Raw genomic sequence first — 13,509 nt, 5'->3', positions numbered from 1 at the left:
GTGCTCCCCATAATCAGAACTGATTTCTGTTTCTAATAACCCTTTCCCGGCACTCCCAAGAGCGAGGTCCGGCTGGTGGCCACGCCTCACCTCAAACGAGGCGTGGTGAGCCGTGGTGAAGCGTGGTGAGTATAAATAGCTGTTTTTACTTACTATTTTGGCGTGATCTCCATCACCTTCTACCGGCCTGACCCATGTTGAGGTGTGGCGAAGCGTGGTGAGCCGTGGTGAGGCGTGGCGGCGGCCCGGTTCACCGTCCGGGCGCAACACAGCTAACAGCCTGAAAAGCAGGACACAAGTTTCCTTAAACCGAAGCAATTTGCGAAACTTTCAAACCCCTTCAGGGCCGGGCCTGCTGCTCTTTCAATGGGGCGTGCAGCCCCCTCTATCCGCCAGCCATTATACCATGGGGCTCTGGGCAGGCCGGAAGCGCGGGATAACTACGCCCCCGCCATCGCCCTCACGGCCCGGGCAAGCTCCTCAAGGCCCGCGCCGGTTTCGGCGCTGGTGGCGATGAGGCCCGCGGGGTCGAACTCCAGCTCGGCCGCCCGCTTGCGGATCTCGGCGGCGCGCCTCGATGGCTTCAGACCGTCGCACTTGGTGAGGACCGGCTGGGCCGGGATGCCGAGCCCGGCCAGGTAGTGAAGCAGTCCGGAGTCCAGTTCCGACACCTCGTGGCGCGAATCGACGAGGCAGATGACGCCTTTCAGTTCGGCCCGGTCGTTCAGGTAGCGGTCAATGAGCTGGCGCCACTCGTTGCGCTCCTTCTGGGAAACCTTTGCGTAGCCGTAGCCGGGCAGGTCCACGAGCCGGAGCAGGCCGGGGATTTCGTAGAGGTGTATCAGGCGCGTCTTGCCGGGCGTCGCCGACACGCGGGCCGCCTTGCGGGTGCCGAGGAGCCGGTTGATGAGCGAGCTTTTCCCGACGTTGCTCCGCCCGGCGATGGCCACTTCCGGAAGCGTCCCGGGCGGGAGCCGGTCCGCCGAGGCGGCGGGCGGCAGGATCACGAGCTGGCGCGGGTCTTTCAGAAGGGGCGTGGGCATGGGGCTCCTTCCGGCCGGCGCGGGGTCACGACGGCCGGCCGTAGGAGTGCAGGCCGCCCAGGAACAGGTTGACGCCGAGGTAGGTGAAGATCACCACGACGATCCCCACGATGGCGAACACGGCCGTGGCCTTGGGGCTCCAGCTCCGCGCCATCCGGGCATGCATGTAGGCGGCATAGGTGAGCAGCGTGATGAGTGCCCAGTTCTCCTTCGGATCCCACGACCAGAACCGGCCCCAGGCGTAGTTGGCCCAAATCGAACCGGTAATGAGCACCAGCGTCATCAGCACCAGGCCCACGAGGATGCTCTTGTAGCTCCACCGGTCCAGGATGGCGGCCTCCGGCAACCGCGCCGGGAAGCCCGCACCCGCGGCATGGACCACCAGCAGGATGCCGATGGAAAAGACGCTCACCACCAGCAGCGACAGCTTGTAGGCATTGAGGCCGATCTGCAGCAGGGACATCTCCGGCTTCATGGGAATGGGCCGGGTCGCCCAGCCGAACCGGATCGCCACGGCAATCACTGCGATGAGCAGCAGCAGCGTCACTGCCGAGGTGATCAGCACGTAGGGTCCGCGGGGAATGATCCGGGCGCACAGGGCGGCCAGCTTTTCCACGGCGAGCGCGTACGAACGGCCGGCCCCGGATGCCCGGCCGCCGCTCATGAACTCGGGGTTCTCCCGGTACCGGTCGGCGAGCCCGGCGACAATCACCGAGAGGGAAAAGAGCCCCGCTGCCACGCTGAGGGGGCCCACGTACGGCGCCACCAGCGGATACATCTCGACCCCGCCCTCGGCCGAAATCCGGTAGCTGTCGAAGGTGAATTCGCCATATTTCACGAGGTCGCCGTATTCCAGCGCGACAATGGTTACGAACAGTCCCGCCGCCGCCCAGGGAAGCATCCGCACGGCGGTAACCCCGTCCCGCACCAGGTACAGGAACGCGAAGCCGAAACCCGTGAAAAACGCCGCATAGGCAAAGCAGGCGAAGGAAACGTGGATATGCAGCCAGCGGCTCTGGAGCGCCGGCATGACCTGGGCGACTTCCTTGTCCTGCGAAAGCGCCGCCAGTCCCATCAGGATGAAGGCGATGGGAATGACGAACGCGCCCGCCAGCCGGTTTTTCGCGCGCACCTCGAAGATCGCGTATACAAGCCCCACGCCCCAGGCAAAATAGACGAGCGATTCATACAGGTTCGTCCATGGCGGCTGGTGCCAGCCCGACACAAACCACCGTGTCGTGAGGGCCGCCGTGTGGGCGGCAACCGTCACCCAGAGTATTCCCGTGGCAAGCCAGCCAACCGTTTTCGATTCGCGGGCCAGAAGGACGAGGTAAAATACCGTTGCCGCGAGGTAGCCGAATGACGAGACGGCAAACAGGCTTATCGATACATTGAACAGTCCATCATCCATCAGCGTCCCCTACTTCTCCCGTGCAGCGGCGCCTTCGACAGGCCGGGCGCCGGTTTCGGAGACAATCCGCTCGACCAGCGCCGTGAACCGGCGCGACACCGCGTCCTCATGCTTGTTCGAAAAAGCCGCGAGCGCCACCCCCTGCCCATCGAGCCTTACCCATACCTGCCGGTGAGGGATATAGAACGCTATCAGAAGCCCGATCACCATCATGGCGCAGCCTGCCCAGACGGCCTCGATGCCCGGATCGCTGGTGAGCTGCAGGCCGGTCACATACCGCGGGACAAACCGCTCCACCTCGAAAACATGACGGCCATTCCGCAACCGGTCGAGCCCCGGATAGTTCTGGAGAACCGGGAACACCTCGACCACGTTGCCGTCCGGATCCTTCTCCTCGATGACAATTGCCGGCCCCAGGTCGCCGCGGGATTCGGTCCGGAACTCCGGGATGAACTGGGTCACCTTGTAGACATGATCCGAACCCGCCACCCGGAACGGCTGGTCCAGTTCCGCTTCATGGGCGACGGGCACTGTCGCCTCCGGAGTCCCCATGAGCAGATGGGCCGTCCCGCCAGCCTTCTCGTAGGATGCCTGGTAGAAGGTGATGCCGCGGTAGGTATAGGGATGATTGACGAGAAGGTCGGTCTTCAGGACTTCCTTGCCGCCCTCGAAGAACGTCAGCTTCGACCGGAACTCCTTAGCCCGCTCGCTCAGCACACCGGTCTTGGGATCCCGGTAGAACTCGACCGAGAACTGGTCATTGCGGACCTCGAAGGGGAGTTCCATCCGGTAAACGACCGGTTCCAGCTTCTCATCCAGCCGGTCTACCAGCAGGAAACGGTGCGTGGCGAACCCTTCCAGTATCCGCATCTGGCCGTACGAAAACCCGCTCTTGCTGCCATAGTAGGAACCGAACGAGATAACGAGGATACCGACGTGGACAAAGTAGAGACCCAGCCGGTTGATCCGTCCGCGATTGACATAGAAATAAACCGATCCGTCCTTTTCTGCTTCGGTCACCCGGCCAAACACCGCGGCCAGCGCCGACCGGATCTGGCCCCGCTTCTCGACCGCTTTCGGAAGCGCCAGCCGGTCCCTGATGGACGAGGTGGTGAACTTCGACGGCGATGGCGTGGGCTGCCACTGGCGGAACAGCTTCCAGTGCTTGGGGAACCGGTCGAGACTCACCACGATCAGGGCAAGACACATGAGTCCCAGCGTGGCGTTGAAATACCAGGCGTTATAGAGATCGAACAGGCCGAGACGGTTGTAGAGCATGCCCCGGTCGCGGCCGATCCGGTCAATGTAACCTGTCACGTCGGAGATATTCCCTGTCACCTGCGGAACGAACGTCCCGGCCATCGTGAGCAGCGCAAGCAGGACGAGAAGCCCCACCCCGACCCGGACATCGGAAAAGAAGTTCCAGAGCAGCCGGTCCAGGCGGGACACGGCCCGGACAATGCCGCCGGAGGAGGAAATCGTGCGGTCTACCCCGCTGGACACGCTTCCGGTTGTGGTCTTGTCTGCATCCATCCTGTTTCAAAACGCGGGGTTAATCCGCGCCCTTGCGTAATCCGTCAAACGGCCGATCATGCGAAGAAACGGCCGGGGAATCAAGCTGGCATGGCCCCACGCCGGCTCCCTGCTGCCTAACTACCATCCCCCCGCGCCGGTGGACAGGATAGCTGTCATACCAGATCCCGCACGCTGCCCTGTTCGCCCTGTCCGGGTTGGGATAACCTGCCTACCGCTGCCTATGCCACGACTGGATATTCATCTTGGCGGACGACGGATCATCGAGTGCCCGGTCCAGGGGGAAGTCATCATGGGCCGCGGACCGGAGGCGACCGTCGTTTTGCCTGCCCCCGGCATCTCCCGCATCCATGCCCGGATCCGCCCGGCAAACAGCGGCTACGAGCTGGTTGACCAGTCCGTAAACGGAACGCTTCTCAACGGATCAGACGTCGAGGGTGCCGCCCCGCTTGCCGACGGCGCCTCCATCGGCATCGGCCCTTACAGGATCATCTTCAGCCTTGCCCCGGCCGGGCCGGCTGGCCCCACATCGGTAGCCCGGGCGCTTCCCACCCGGCTGCTCCGGGCAACCCCAGAACAGATCACTTGCGTGGCGGCCCGCCTCGAACTGCTGGGGAAGGCGAGGGGACCGGTATCGGCTGTGTTTCCCCTCCCCGACCGGGCTATCGCCGTGGGCAAGTCACCGGATTGCGACATTGTGCTTGCTGACGAGTTCGTCTCACGCCTGCACGCAAGGCTGGTTCCGGTTCCAGGCGGCTGGCGGATCGAGGATCTGGGATCAAGAAACGGCACCCGGATCAACGGCCGGGAAACCGGCGCCGCACTGCTTGCAGACGGCGACCGCATCCAGATCGGCAATCTCCGGTTCCTGTTCCGCCAGGAACTGCAGGCCGGCGACATGGGCGGCACCGAAGATGCCGGCGCAGAGCTCATGCGGGGTGAAACGCCCGCCATCGTCCAGCTCCGCCGTCTCGCTGCCCGTATCGCCCCAAGCAACGCCACCGTCCTTGTTCTCGGTGAAACCGGCACCGGCAAGGAGGTATATGCCCGGCTGGTGCACATGCTCTCGGCGCGGGCCGGCCAGCCGTTCATCGCCGTCAATTGCGGAGCCATCCCGGAGGCGCTCTTCGAAAGCGAGCTGTTCGGCCATGAGCCGGGAGCATTCACGGGAGCCATCAAGCGCAATCCGGGGCTGTTTGCTGCTGCCGCGGCCGGAACGCTCTTTCTGGACGAAATCGCCGATCTTCCTGTCCACTGCCAGGTCAAGCTGCTTCGTGCGCTGGAAAGCGGGACAGTCCGCCCCGTTGGTTCCACTACCGATATCCCCGCTGCGCCGCGGATCATCGCCGCCACATCCGCTGACCTTACTGCCCGGCTCCGGGAGGGGTGCTTCCGCGAGGATCTTTTCCACCGGATCAACGTCATCCCGGTCCGGATGCCACCGCTACGGGAGCGCAAAAGCGATCTGCCCCTCCTTGCCGCCTCGTTTCTGGATGGAGGCCGGTCGCTCTCCCCGGAAGCGCTGGACAAACTCCGCCAGCACGACTGGCCGGGGAATATCCGCGAACTCAGGAATACGGTTGAGCGGGCGGCGGTGATCTCCGATGGTCCTGCCATAGGCCCCGATGCGGTTTTCACCGGCAGCACCGCCGATGCGGCCGCGAGCGGCGGTTATCTGGCCAGCCGCCCGGAGTTCCAGGGGAAAACCCTCGACGAAATCGAGCGGGAAATACTCCGCCGGGTACTGGCAGACATGGGCGGCGTGCAGGCAAAGGCCGCCCGCGCGCTCGGGATTTCCCGGGGCTCGCTGCACGGGAAACTGGTCCGGCACGGGCTCATCCAGGTGGATGGGACGGACTGAATGGTTTCTGCCAAATGTCATGGAGACCGGCTTTCCGTTCCGGGTAGCATGTCCGTATGAATACAAGAGTGCGTTTCCGGGCGGCCATCGAGGCATTCAATCGGGAAGACTGGGACGATGCCCTCGACCGGTTTTCCGATCTCGAAGGGGAAACCCAGTCGGGCGCAGAGGAAAACCTGATCGAAGCGATGACCTGCCTGACGCGGGCCTATGCAAAGGTTCACGGCGGCGATATTGCGGATCCGCTCCACTACGATCAGGCACGTTACGAAGCCCAGCAGGCACTGGAGCACCTGGAGGAAGGGCTCCCGGAAACCGTGCTTGGCATCCGGACTCATAATCTTGAACACCGGGTAGAACAGTTTCTGGAAGCCGTGGGAATGAACGTCTCGCCACCCACGTTCAGGATCGAACTCCCTCCCGCCGAGCACAGTGACAGCGATTCAGAAGCGGCGGGCTAGGCCACCCTCACACCACCAGGTTCAGTATCTTGTCGGGGACAAAGATCACTTTCCGGAAGGGCTTGCCGTCCACTGCCCTGGCAACCGAAACGTCCGCCAGGGCAAGCTGCTTCACAGCCTCTTCAGTGGAACCCCTCGGCACTTCCAGCCGGGCCCGGAGCTTGCCGTTTACCTGAACGACAAGTGTGGCGGTCGCATCCACCAGATGCGCCTCACTCCACGCCGGGAAAGGTTCGTATGCGAGCGATTCCTGGTGACCGAGCCGAGACCAGAGTTCCTCGCCGATATGCGGCGCAAAGGGGGCCAGAATCAGCGTGAGCGTCTCAAGCGCACGCCGGGGCCGTTCGGTCCGGCCGGTCAGGTCGTTTACCAGTTCCATCATGGCGCTGATGGCGGTGTTGAACCGGAGGTTTTCGATATCCTCGGCCACCTTCTTCACCGTCCGCGAGAGCAGCCGGTCGAGGTCGTCCGGTACCGGCATATCCTTCACAGACGAATGAAGGGCACCTGAACGGTCATCGATCGCCACCCGCCACACCCGGTCCAGGAACCGCCGGACACCAGCGACTCCGGACGTAGACCAGGGTTTCATCTGGTCCAGAGGCCCCATGAACAGTTCAAAGAGCCGCAAACTGTCGGCCCCCGCCTGCTCGACCACCTGCTCCGGATTCACGACGTTGCCCCGGGATTTGGACATCTTCTGGCCGTCCTCGCCCAGTATGAGCCCCTGGTTGAACAGCCTCGAAAACGGCTCCTTCGTATGGACAAGCCCCAGATCGAAAAAGACCTTGTGCCAGAACCGCGAATACAGGAGGTGCAGGACCGCGTGCTCGGCACCGCCCACGTAAAGATCCACCGGCATCCAGTAGTTCTCGGCCTCTTTCGACCACGCTTCACGGTCATTACGGGGATCGATGAACCGGAGAAAGTACCAGCTTGAGCCCGCCCACTGGGGCATGGTGTTCGTTTCGCGCCGGAACTTTCTCCCGCCGTGATCAAGCACCAGCCACTCCTTTGCCTTCACCAGCGGCCCCGCCGGGTCGCCCGTCGGCTTGAAGTCGGCCAGCTCCGGCAACGTGAGCGGCAGGTCGTCCGGCGAGAGCGGGACCAGATCTCCGGTTTGCACGTCATGCAGGACCGGGATCGGCTCTCCCCAGTACCGCTGACGGGAAAACAGCCAGTCCCGCAGCTTGTAGCGGACCGCCTTCTTTCCCGCTCCCTTGCGTTCCAGAAACGCGGTGATCTTCGCCTTGGCGTCGGGAACGCCAAGGCCATTGATCTCAGGCGAGTTCACCAGGATTCCATCGCCCGTCCATGCGGCTTTCTGCACGTTTTCGCCACCCGAAACCACTTCCCGGACCGGAAGCCCGAACTTGCAGGCGAACTCATGGTCCCGGGTATCGTGGGCAGGAACGGCCATGATCGCGCCGGTTCCGTACCCCATCATCACGTAGTCCGCTATCCAGACCGGAACGCGCTCGCCATTGACCGGATTGATGGCATGTGCGCCGGTAAAGACGCCCGTCTTTTCACGGGTATCATCCGTGCGGGTAATCTCGGTCTCCCTCGCAGCCTTTTCGGCGTACGCTGCCACACCGGCCTTCCGGTCAGGAGCCGTAATATGGCGGACCAGCGGATGCTCCGGCGCCAGCACCATGAAGGTCGCCCCATAAAGCGTGTCCGGCCGGGTCGTGTAGACCCTCAGCTTGCCATCGAGGCCCGCTGCCTTTGCCTTTCCGGCGGCTTCGGCGTCCAGTTCGAAATCGACCTCCGCCCCCTCGCTTTTCCCGATCCAGTTGCGCTGCATCAGCTTGATCGGCTCGGGCCAGTCGAGGCCGTCCAGATCGTCCAGCAGACGGTCGGCATAGGCCGTGATTTTGAGCATCCACTGGCGGAGCATGAGCCGCGTGACCGGGTGTCCTCCACGTTCACTCTTGCCGTCAATCACCTCCTCGTTGGCCAGCACTGTGCCCAGTGCCTCGCACCAGTTCACCGGGACTTCGGCCATGTAGGCGAGGCCCTTTTCGTAGAGCTTCAGGAATATCCACTGGGTCCAGCGGAAATAGGCAGGGTCAGTCGTGTCGATCTCCCGGTTCCAGTCATAGGAAAAGCCGAGCTGGCGGATCTGGCGTCGGAACACCTCGACGTTCTTCGCCGTCGTCTCCCTGGGATGCGTTCCCGTCTGGATGGCGTACTGCTCGGCCGGCAGTCCGAAGGCGTCCCACCCCATCGGGTGCAGGACATTGAACCCGCGCATCCGCTTGTAGCGGGCCATGACGTCGGTCGCCGTATAACCCTCCGGATGGCCCACATGGAGCCCGGCGCCCGACGGATACGGAAACATATCAAGGATGTAATACTTGGGTTTGGCGGGATCGAAACCGGCTTCGCCCGGATTCGGGGTCCGGAACGTCTTGCGTTCCAGCCAGTATTGCTGCCAGCGCGGTTCGATCTGGGCCGGGTTATAGGAGTGGTTCTCGTCGCTCATGGGATGCAATCCCGCCTTCCGCGGGATGCAATCCCTAACGCGGCTGAGCGGGCGGGCGCAAGTCCGGCGGGATATTCCGCTTCCCCCAAAACAGTCCGGCCCGCCTCATTGAAGGGGCGGGCCGGATCTGCGTGTGCGTGGCGCGGAGGAGTCAGCCGCGCGCCATCCTCACATCAATAGGTCATGTTCCAGCTGTCGAGCAGCCAGGTGGCGGTGTTGTCGTCGCCCACCACACCGTAGGCCTTGAAGCTGGCGCCGGTCGCCGTGAAGTCGGCCACCACGAAGTTCAGCTCCTTGGCGATCCGCTGGGTGTAGGAGCTGGAGTTCGTGCCGGACAGGGGTGAGCCGCCGCCACCGGTCACGAGGTAGGTGATGCCGTCCTTGACCGCACGCTCGTAGTTGTGAACATGACCGGTGACGACCGTCTTCACACCGTACTGCTGGTAGAGCGGGAACAGGGCGTTGAAGCCGCTGTCCACGCCTCCATCGCCCACCGCCGGCTGGTGGTGGCTGACGACGATGTGCTTGATCGCCGGGTTGTTCTTCGCAGCGGCCAGATCCGACTGGATGAAGGCGTACTGCGCGGTCCCCGGAGCGAACGTGCTTGGGCAGGTGCCCGACGAGTTGCAGCCGTTCGAGTTGATCACGAGGAAGTGCACATTCGCGTAATTGAACGAGTAGTAGTCGAAATCGCCGTTCCCCGGAACCATGAAGTAGGAATCGTAGAGGGTATTGCCGAGGCCCAGGCTCGCGTCAGCAAGACCGAAGAACCAGGCAAAGTCGTGGTTACCGTAAACCGGGTAGAACGCCGAGTTGCCGAGCAGTTCCTTCTCCTGCTTGAAGAAGTTGATCACGTCGCCCTCGTCCTGGCCCAGCATGCCGAAGTCGCCGGAGTTCAGGTAAACGTCGGGCGCGGTGTTGAGAGCGGCACGCGAGACGGCGCGGTGATCGTCGTCCTCGCCGGCCTCAAGGAACCACGCTTCCGGTCCGTACCCACGGCGGGTGTCGCCGAGCATGACGAGACGGAATGGCTCGCTCGTGCTGGAAGGAGCGGTCGTGAACGAGTTGATCGGGCTCATCTGGTCGGCGAGTTCGATCCGGTAGTAGTATTTCTTGTTCTGCTGGAGACCGTTGATCTTGACCTTGTGGATCCTGATCGTACGGGAATCGGTGAGCAGCGAGGCTCCCGAGAGGTTGGCCTGCGTGCCGATCCGGATCTTGCCGGCAGCGGCTTCCGAGCTCTCCCACATGACATCAACGCTGGTGGTCGTGGCGTTCATCACCACCGGGTGAACCCGCAGGGTAATGGGCGGCGGGCTGCTGCCGCCGGCCAGCGCAAAGCGCGGGGCCAGAAGCACCGCAGCCAGGATAACGAGATAACGGATCGTGTGGACCTTCATGACTGACTCCTCTTGATCTTCCTTAGTAAACAGGCACCAGAGTGACCTTGGTTTGGCCTCCATGAAGCAATCCTCATGCCAGCAGTAAAATCCCGTGTAACCTGCTAAAACAACTCATGTTTCCCATAACCGACCTAGGTTAACCATGTTGGCGAAATACAACCATAATCGGGGTGAACCCCGGAGAAGCCGGCCGCCGCCAATCTGTTTTCCTTGTGATTACAGCCAGTTACAGGGAAATGGCGATTTCCAGCCACTTTGGAGGTTTCCATACGTCGCCGGGAGGGTATTTCAGCCTTCGATTCCGAACTTCTCGAGACGGCTCCGGAGCTGCGCCCGGGTGAGCCCCAGCAGTTGCGCTGCGCGGGTCTTGTTGAACCGGGCCTGCTGGATCGCCTGCTCAACGAGGGTCCGTTCCAGCTCTTCCAGGTTGAGGCCGCCCACGGGCAGGCTGAAACCGGCCGGGACCGGGGTCGATACGGCTTCGGCCGCCCCCCGCAGGTTGAGATCCCGCGCCGTCACATTGAGTCCCTCGGCCAGGATCACGGCCCGTTCCAGCAGGTTGCCCAGCTCGCGCACGTTCCCTTTCCAGGGGTGTTCTTCCAAATCCCTCGCGGCCTCCGGTGTAAACCCCCGCAGGGGCTTGCCCATCTCGGAAGCGAACTTTTTCAGGAAGAACTCGCCCAGCAGGATCACGTCCTCTTTCCGCTCCCGAAGCGGCGGAATGTGAACCGGGAAGACGTTGATCCGGTAAAACAGGTCTTCGCGGAACTCCCCCTGCGAGACCATCTGCTCAAGATTCCGGTTCGTGGCGCAAACGATCCGGCCCGTAAATGGCATGACTTCCCGGCTGCCCACGGGAGTAAATTCACGTTCCTGGAGCACACGAAGCATCTTGGCCTGCACCGGGAGCGACATGTCGCCGATTTCGTCCAGAAACAGCGTCCCGCCACCCGCCTGCTCCAGCAGGCCCGGCTTGGTCCTGTCGGCGCCGGTGAAGGCGCCCTTTTCGTAGCCGAACAGCTCGCTTTCCAGCAGCGTGTCGGGAATGGCCGTGCAGTTGACTGCGACAAACCGTTTCTGGCGGCGGTCGGAGTTGTAGTGGATAGCCCGCGCCATCAGCTCTTTCCCGGTTCCCGACTCGCCTGTGATCAGCACCGTCGTCTGGCTTTCGCCCGCCACCTTGGAAGCCAGTTTCAGCGTGGCGAGCATCTTCTCCGACCGGGTCACGATATTGCTGAAGTCGAACCGCTCCCGCACCTCGTCGCGGAGCGCCCGGAAGTCGCTCAGCAGTTCGCCGAACTGCAGGGCTTTCTCGACACTGAGCGCGATCTTCTCCTTATCGAACGGCTTTTCGATGTAGTCGGACGCGCCCTCCTTCACCGCCTGCACGGCCGACTCGATCGATCCGTGCGCCGTGATGATGATGACCGGGCTTTCGTTCCCCTGCTGCCGGAGCCTGCGGAGCAGTTCCACCCCGCCCATGCCGGGCATGATGAGGTCGGTCAGGATCAGGTCCACCTGCCGTCCTTCCAGAACCTTCAGCGCATCCTCGCCCGATTCCGCATGCAGGCAGGTGACATTGAGACGGGCGAGTATCTTCTCCAGCACCGACCGGAGCCGTTCCTCGTCGTCCACTATGAGTATCCGTCGCTGGCTCACCGGGACTCCTTGCCGGAGGGGACTGCCGGGTCTTCGGCCGGGAGCCGGACCGTGAAGGTGGTCCCCTCTCCCGGCCGGGTCACGAAGGTCAGGGTTCCTCCATGTGCTTCCACAATACGCCGGGAGATGGCAAGCCCCAGCCCCGTGCCCTTCGCCTTGGTCGTATGAAAAGGCTGGAACAGCTTCGCCTGCACATCCTCGGGGATACCAGCCCCTTGGTCGATCACATCAATGGCGGCCGTCTCCCGGTCCCGGCGAAGGATGAACTGGACACTGCTCTCCGGCGGGGCCGCCTCGACGGCATTGGACAGCAGGTTGAGAAGCACCTGCTTCAGCTTTTCCACGTCGGCACGGACCCTGTGCGGGCCGGCATCGGCCGAGTGGAACCGGATCTGGACCTTTTTCTCCCGCGGAGGATCGAAAAACACCAGCACCTCGTCGATCACATCGCCTACCGTTACCGGCTCCAGCTCAAGTTTCTGGGGCTTCGAATAGTCGAGCAGCGTACGTACCATCCGGTCGAGCCGGATCACCTCCTGCCGGACATGCCCCAGCATTTCCGTCCGGGTGGCCGGATCGCTGTCATCCATGACCACTTCCACCGCTCCCTTGATGACCCCGAGCGGGTTCTTGAACTCATGGGCGATCACGCTGGAAAACATGCCAATCTCCGCAAGCCGCTCCTGCTGCTCGGCGTCCAGCCGGTCCTCGGCAGAGCGGAGCCGCTGGGCGAAGAACCAGCTCGCATACGACACCAGGGTCAGGAACGGGAACAGCGAAAAGGCATATGCCCCGGCGAACCGCGCATTGGCCTGCATCCCCTCGAACGGCGAGGTCGCGAAACTGTGCCGGGGCAGAACCCCGTAGATTTCCAGCATGCACACGCCATAGAAACTGAGCGCACTGAAAGCGTTCAGGAAAATGGCGTTCCGGAAACTGACGAACACGCTGCAGCCCACTGCCACGAGGAAATACGAGCCAACCATGAAGCTCCAGATGCCGCCGCTGAAATGGACCAGCACGGCAATCAGGCCGATGATGATGACCATGCCGAAGTTCACGACGGCATACATCGAAAGGGGGTCCGGCGCATTGGCGTAGATATACCGGGCGATGATGCCCATGGTGAGGACGGCGACCACAACCCCGGCCCCCGCGATCCCGAGGGTCGTGTCCACCACTTCCAGCCACCACAGGGGGAAGAACATCACCCCCATCATCATCACGCAGGTGTCGACGTACCGCGTTCCCCAGATGAGGCGCTTTTTCTCCTCCTCGAACCGGACCGATCCGGCCCCCGGCGCTGCAATCTGCACGGCGGCTCCCCTAACTGGCTGAATGGATGCTGGTTCCCAGCCTAACACGGACGGTATCCGGAGGGGGAGACTGGTCAGAACGGCCCCCATCCGCAGGGCCGGAACGCATCCCGTTTTTCCGCCCTGCCCGCTGTTGACGCCCCCGCCCGGCCCCGCTATCACTGCGCGCGGGAGATTAGCTCAGTTGGTAGAGCAGCTGACTCTTAATCAGCGGGTCGCCGGTTCGAGCCCGGCATCTCCCACCACACCTTTCCCCGGCAACTAAACCCCTGGTATCCCTGTCAGATTGCAGGAATGGGTCCATTACGGCCGGTTCCGGCTGAAACCGCCCGAA

At 62.9% G+C, this 13,509-nt stretch carries 9 protein-coding genes and 1 tRNA gene; 3 read left to right on the top strand and 7 right to left on the bottom strand.

Features of this window, described 5'->3' with window-relative positions:
- Window positions 1-440: 440 nt before the first annotated feature.
- Genes yihA through KIT79_15995 form a run of 3 tightly spaced genes read right to left on the bottom strand, consistent with a single transcriptional unit; the run spans window position 441 to window position 3,987 of the window.
- Window positions 441-1,043, bottom strand: a complete 603-nt coding sequence (gene yihA / locus KIT79_16005; GenBank protein MCW5830807.1) for a ribosome biogenesis GTP-binding protein YihA/YsxC — start codon at window positions 1,041-1,043, stop codon at window positions 441-443.
- A gap of 25 nt (window positions 1,044-1,068) precedes the next feature.
- Complete coding sequence (gene ccsA, locus KIT79_16000) at window positions 1,069-2,454, bottom strand: cytochrome c biogenesis protein CcsA (GenBank protein MCW5830806.1); 1,386 nt, start codon at window positions 2,452-2,454, stop codon at window positions 1,069-1,071.
- Between the two features lie 9 nt (window positions 2,455-2,463).
- On the bottom strand, window positions 2,464-3,987 hold the full coding sequence (locus KIT79_15995) for a cytochrome c biogenesis protein ResB (protein ID MCW5830805.1): 1,524 nt from the start codon (window positions 3,985-3,987) through the stop codon (window positions 2,464-2,466).
- Window positions 3,988-4,210: 223 nt separating this feature from the next.
- On the opposite strand from KIT79_15995, the gene KIT79_15990 reads away from it, so the two are divergent.
- Together KIT79_15990 and KIT79_15985 are read left to right on the top strand one after the other, a co-directional pair.
- On the top strand, window positions 4,211-5,848 hold the full coding sequence (locus KIT79_15990) for a sigma 54-interacting transcriptional regulator (protein ID MCW5830804.1): 1,638 nt from the start codon (window positions 4,211-4,213) through the stop codon (window positions 5,846-5,848).
- A gap of 56 nt (window positions 5,849-5,904) precedes the next feature.
- Window positions 5,905-6,309, top strand: a complete 405-nt coding sequence (locus tag KIT79_15985; GenBank protein MCW5830803.1) for a hypothetical protein — start codon at window positions 5,905-5,907, stop codon at window positions 6,307-6,309.
- Between the two features lie 7 nt (window positions 6,310-6,316).
- On the opposite strand, the gene leuS is transcribed toward KIT79_15985, so the two are convergent.
- From leuS to KIT79_15965, 4 genes are all read right to left on the bottom strand, one after another.
- Window positions 6,317-8,797: a leucine--tRNA ligase gene (leuS, locus tag KIT79_15980; GenBank protein MCW5830802.1), complete on the bottom strand. Its 2,481-nt coding sequence runs from the start codon at window positions 8,795-8,797 to the stop codon at window positions 6,317-6,319.
- A 173-nt stretch (window positions 8,798-8,970) separates the two neighbouring features.
- Window positions 8,971-10,197, bottom strand: a complete 1,227-nt coding sequence (locus KIT79_15975) for a metallophosphoesterase family protein (GenBank protein ID MCW5830801.1) — start codon at window positions 10,195-10,197, stop codon at window positions 8,971-8,973.
- 291 nt (window positions 10,198-10,488) lie between these two features.
- Window positions 10,489-11,859, bottom strand: a complete 1,371-nt coding sequence (locus KIT79_15970) for a sigma-54-dependent Fis family transcriptional regulator (protein MCW5830800.1) — start codon at window positions 11,857-11,859, stop codon at window positions 10,489-10,491.
- On the bottom strand, window positions 11,856-13,175 hold the full coding sequence (locus KIT79_15965; GenBank protein ID MCW5830799.1) for a hypothetical protein: 1,320 nt from the start codon (window positions 13,173-13,175) through the stop codon (window positions 11,856-11,858). Before KIT79_15965 ends, KIT79_15970 begins: the two co-directional genes overlap by 4 nt.
- A gap of 169 nt (window positions 13,176-13,344) precedes the next feature.
- On the opposite strand from KIT79_15965, the gene KIT79_15960 reads away from it, so the two are divergent.
- Window positions 13,345-13,420: transfer RNA gene (locus KIT79_15960), tRNA-Lys, on the top strand.
- The last annotated feature ends 89 nt before the right edge of the window (window positions 13,421-13,509 follow it).

It is taken from the genome of Deltaproteobacteria bacterium, from assembly GCA_026129095.1.
Classification (GTDB): Bacteria; JAGRBM01; JAGRBM01; order JAGRBM01; family JAHCIT01; genus JAHCIT01.
Note: the sequence above shows the minus strand (reverse complement) of the source record. Positions and strands in the feature narration are given on the sequence as shown.

Coding starts and splice junctions, on each gene's coding strand:
- yihA (MCW5830807.1), bottom strand. CDS start 1,043: ATGCCCACGCCCCTTCTGAAAGACCCGCGCCAGCTCGTGATCCTGCCG.
- leuS (MCW5830802.1), bottom strand. CDS start 8,797: ATGAGCGACGAGAACCACTCCTATAACCCGGCCCAGATCGAACCGCGC.
- KIT79_15975 (MCW5830801.1), bottom strand. CDS start 10,197: ATGAAGGTCCACACGATCCGTTATCTCGTTATCCTGGCTGCGGTGCTT.
- KIT79_15990 (MCW5830804.1), top strand. CDS start 4,211: ATGCCACGACTGGATATTCATCTTGGCGGACGACGGATCATCGAGTGC.
- KIT79_15995 (MCW5830805.1), bottom strand. CDS start 3,987: ATGGATGCAGACAAGACCACAACCGGAAGCGTGTCCAGCGGGGTAGAC.
- ccsA (MCW5830806.1), bottom strand. CDS start 2,454: ATGGATGATGGACTGTTCAATGTATCGATAAGCCTGTTTGCCGTCTCG.
- KIT79_15985 (MCW5830803.1), top strand. CDS start 5,905: ATGAATACAAGAGTGCGTTTCCGGGCGGCCATCGAGGCATTCAATCGG.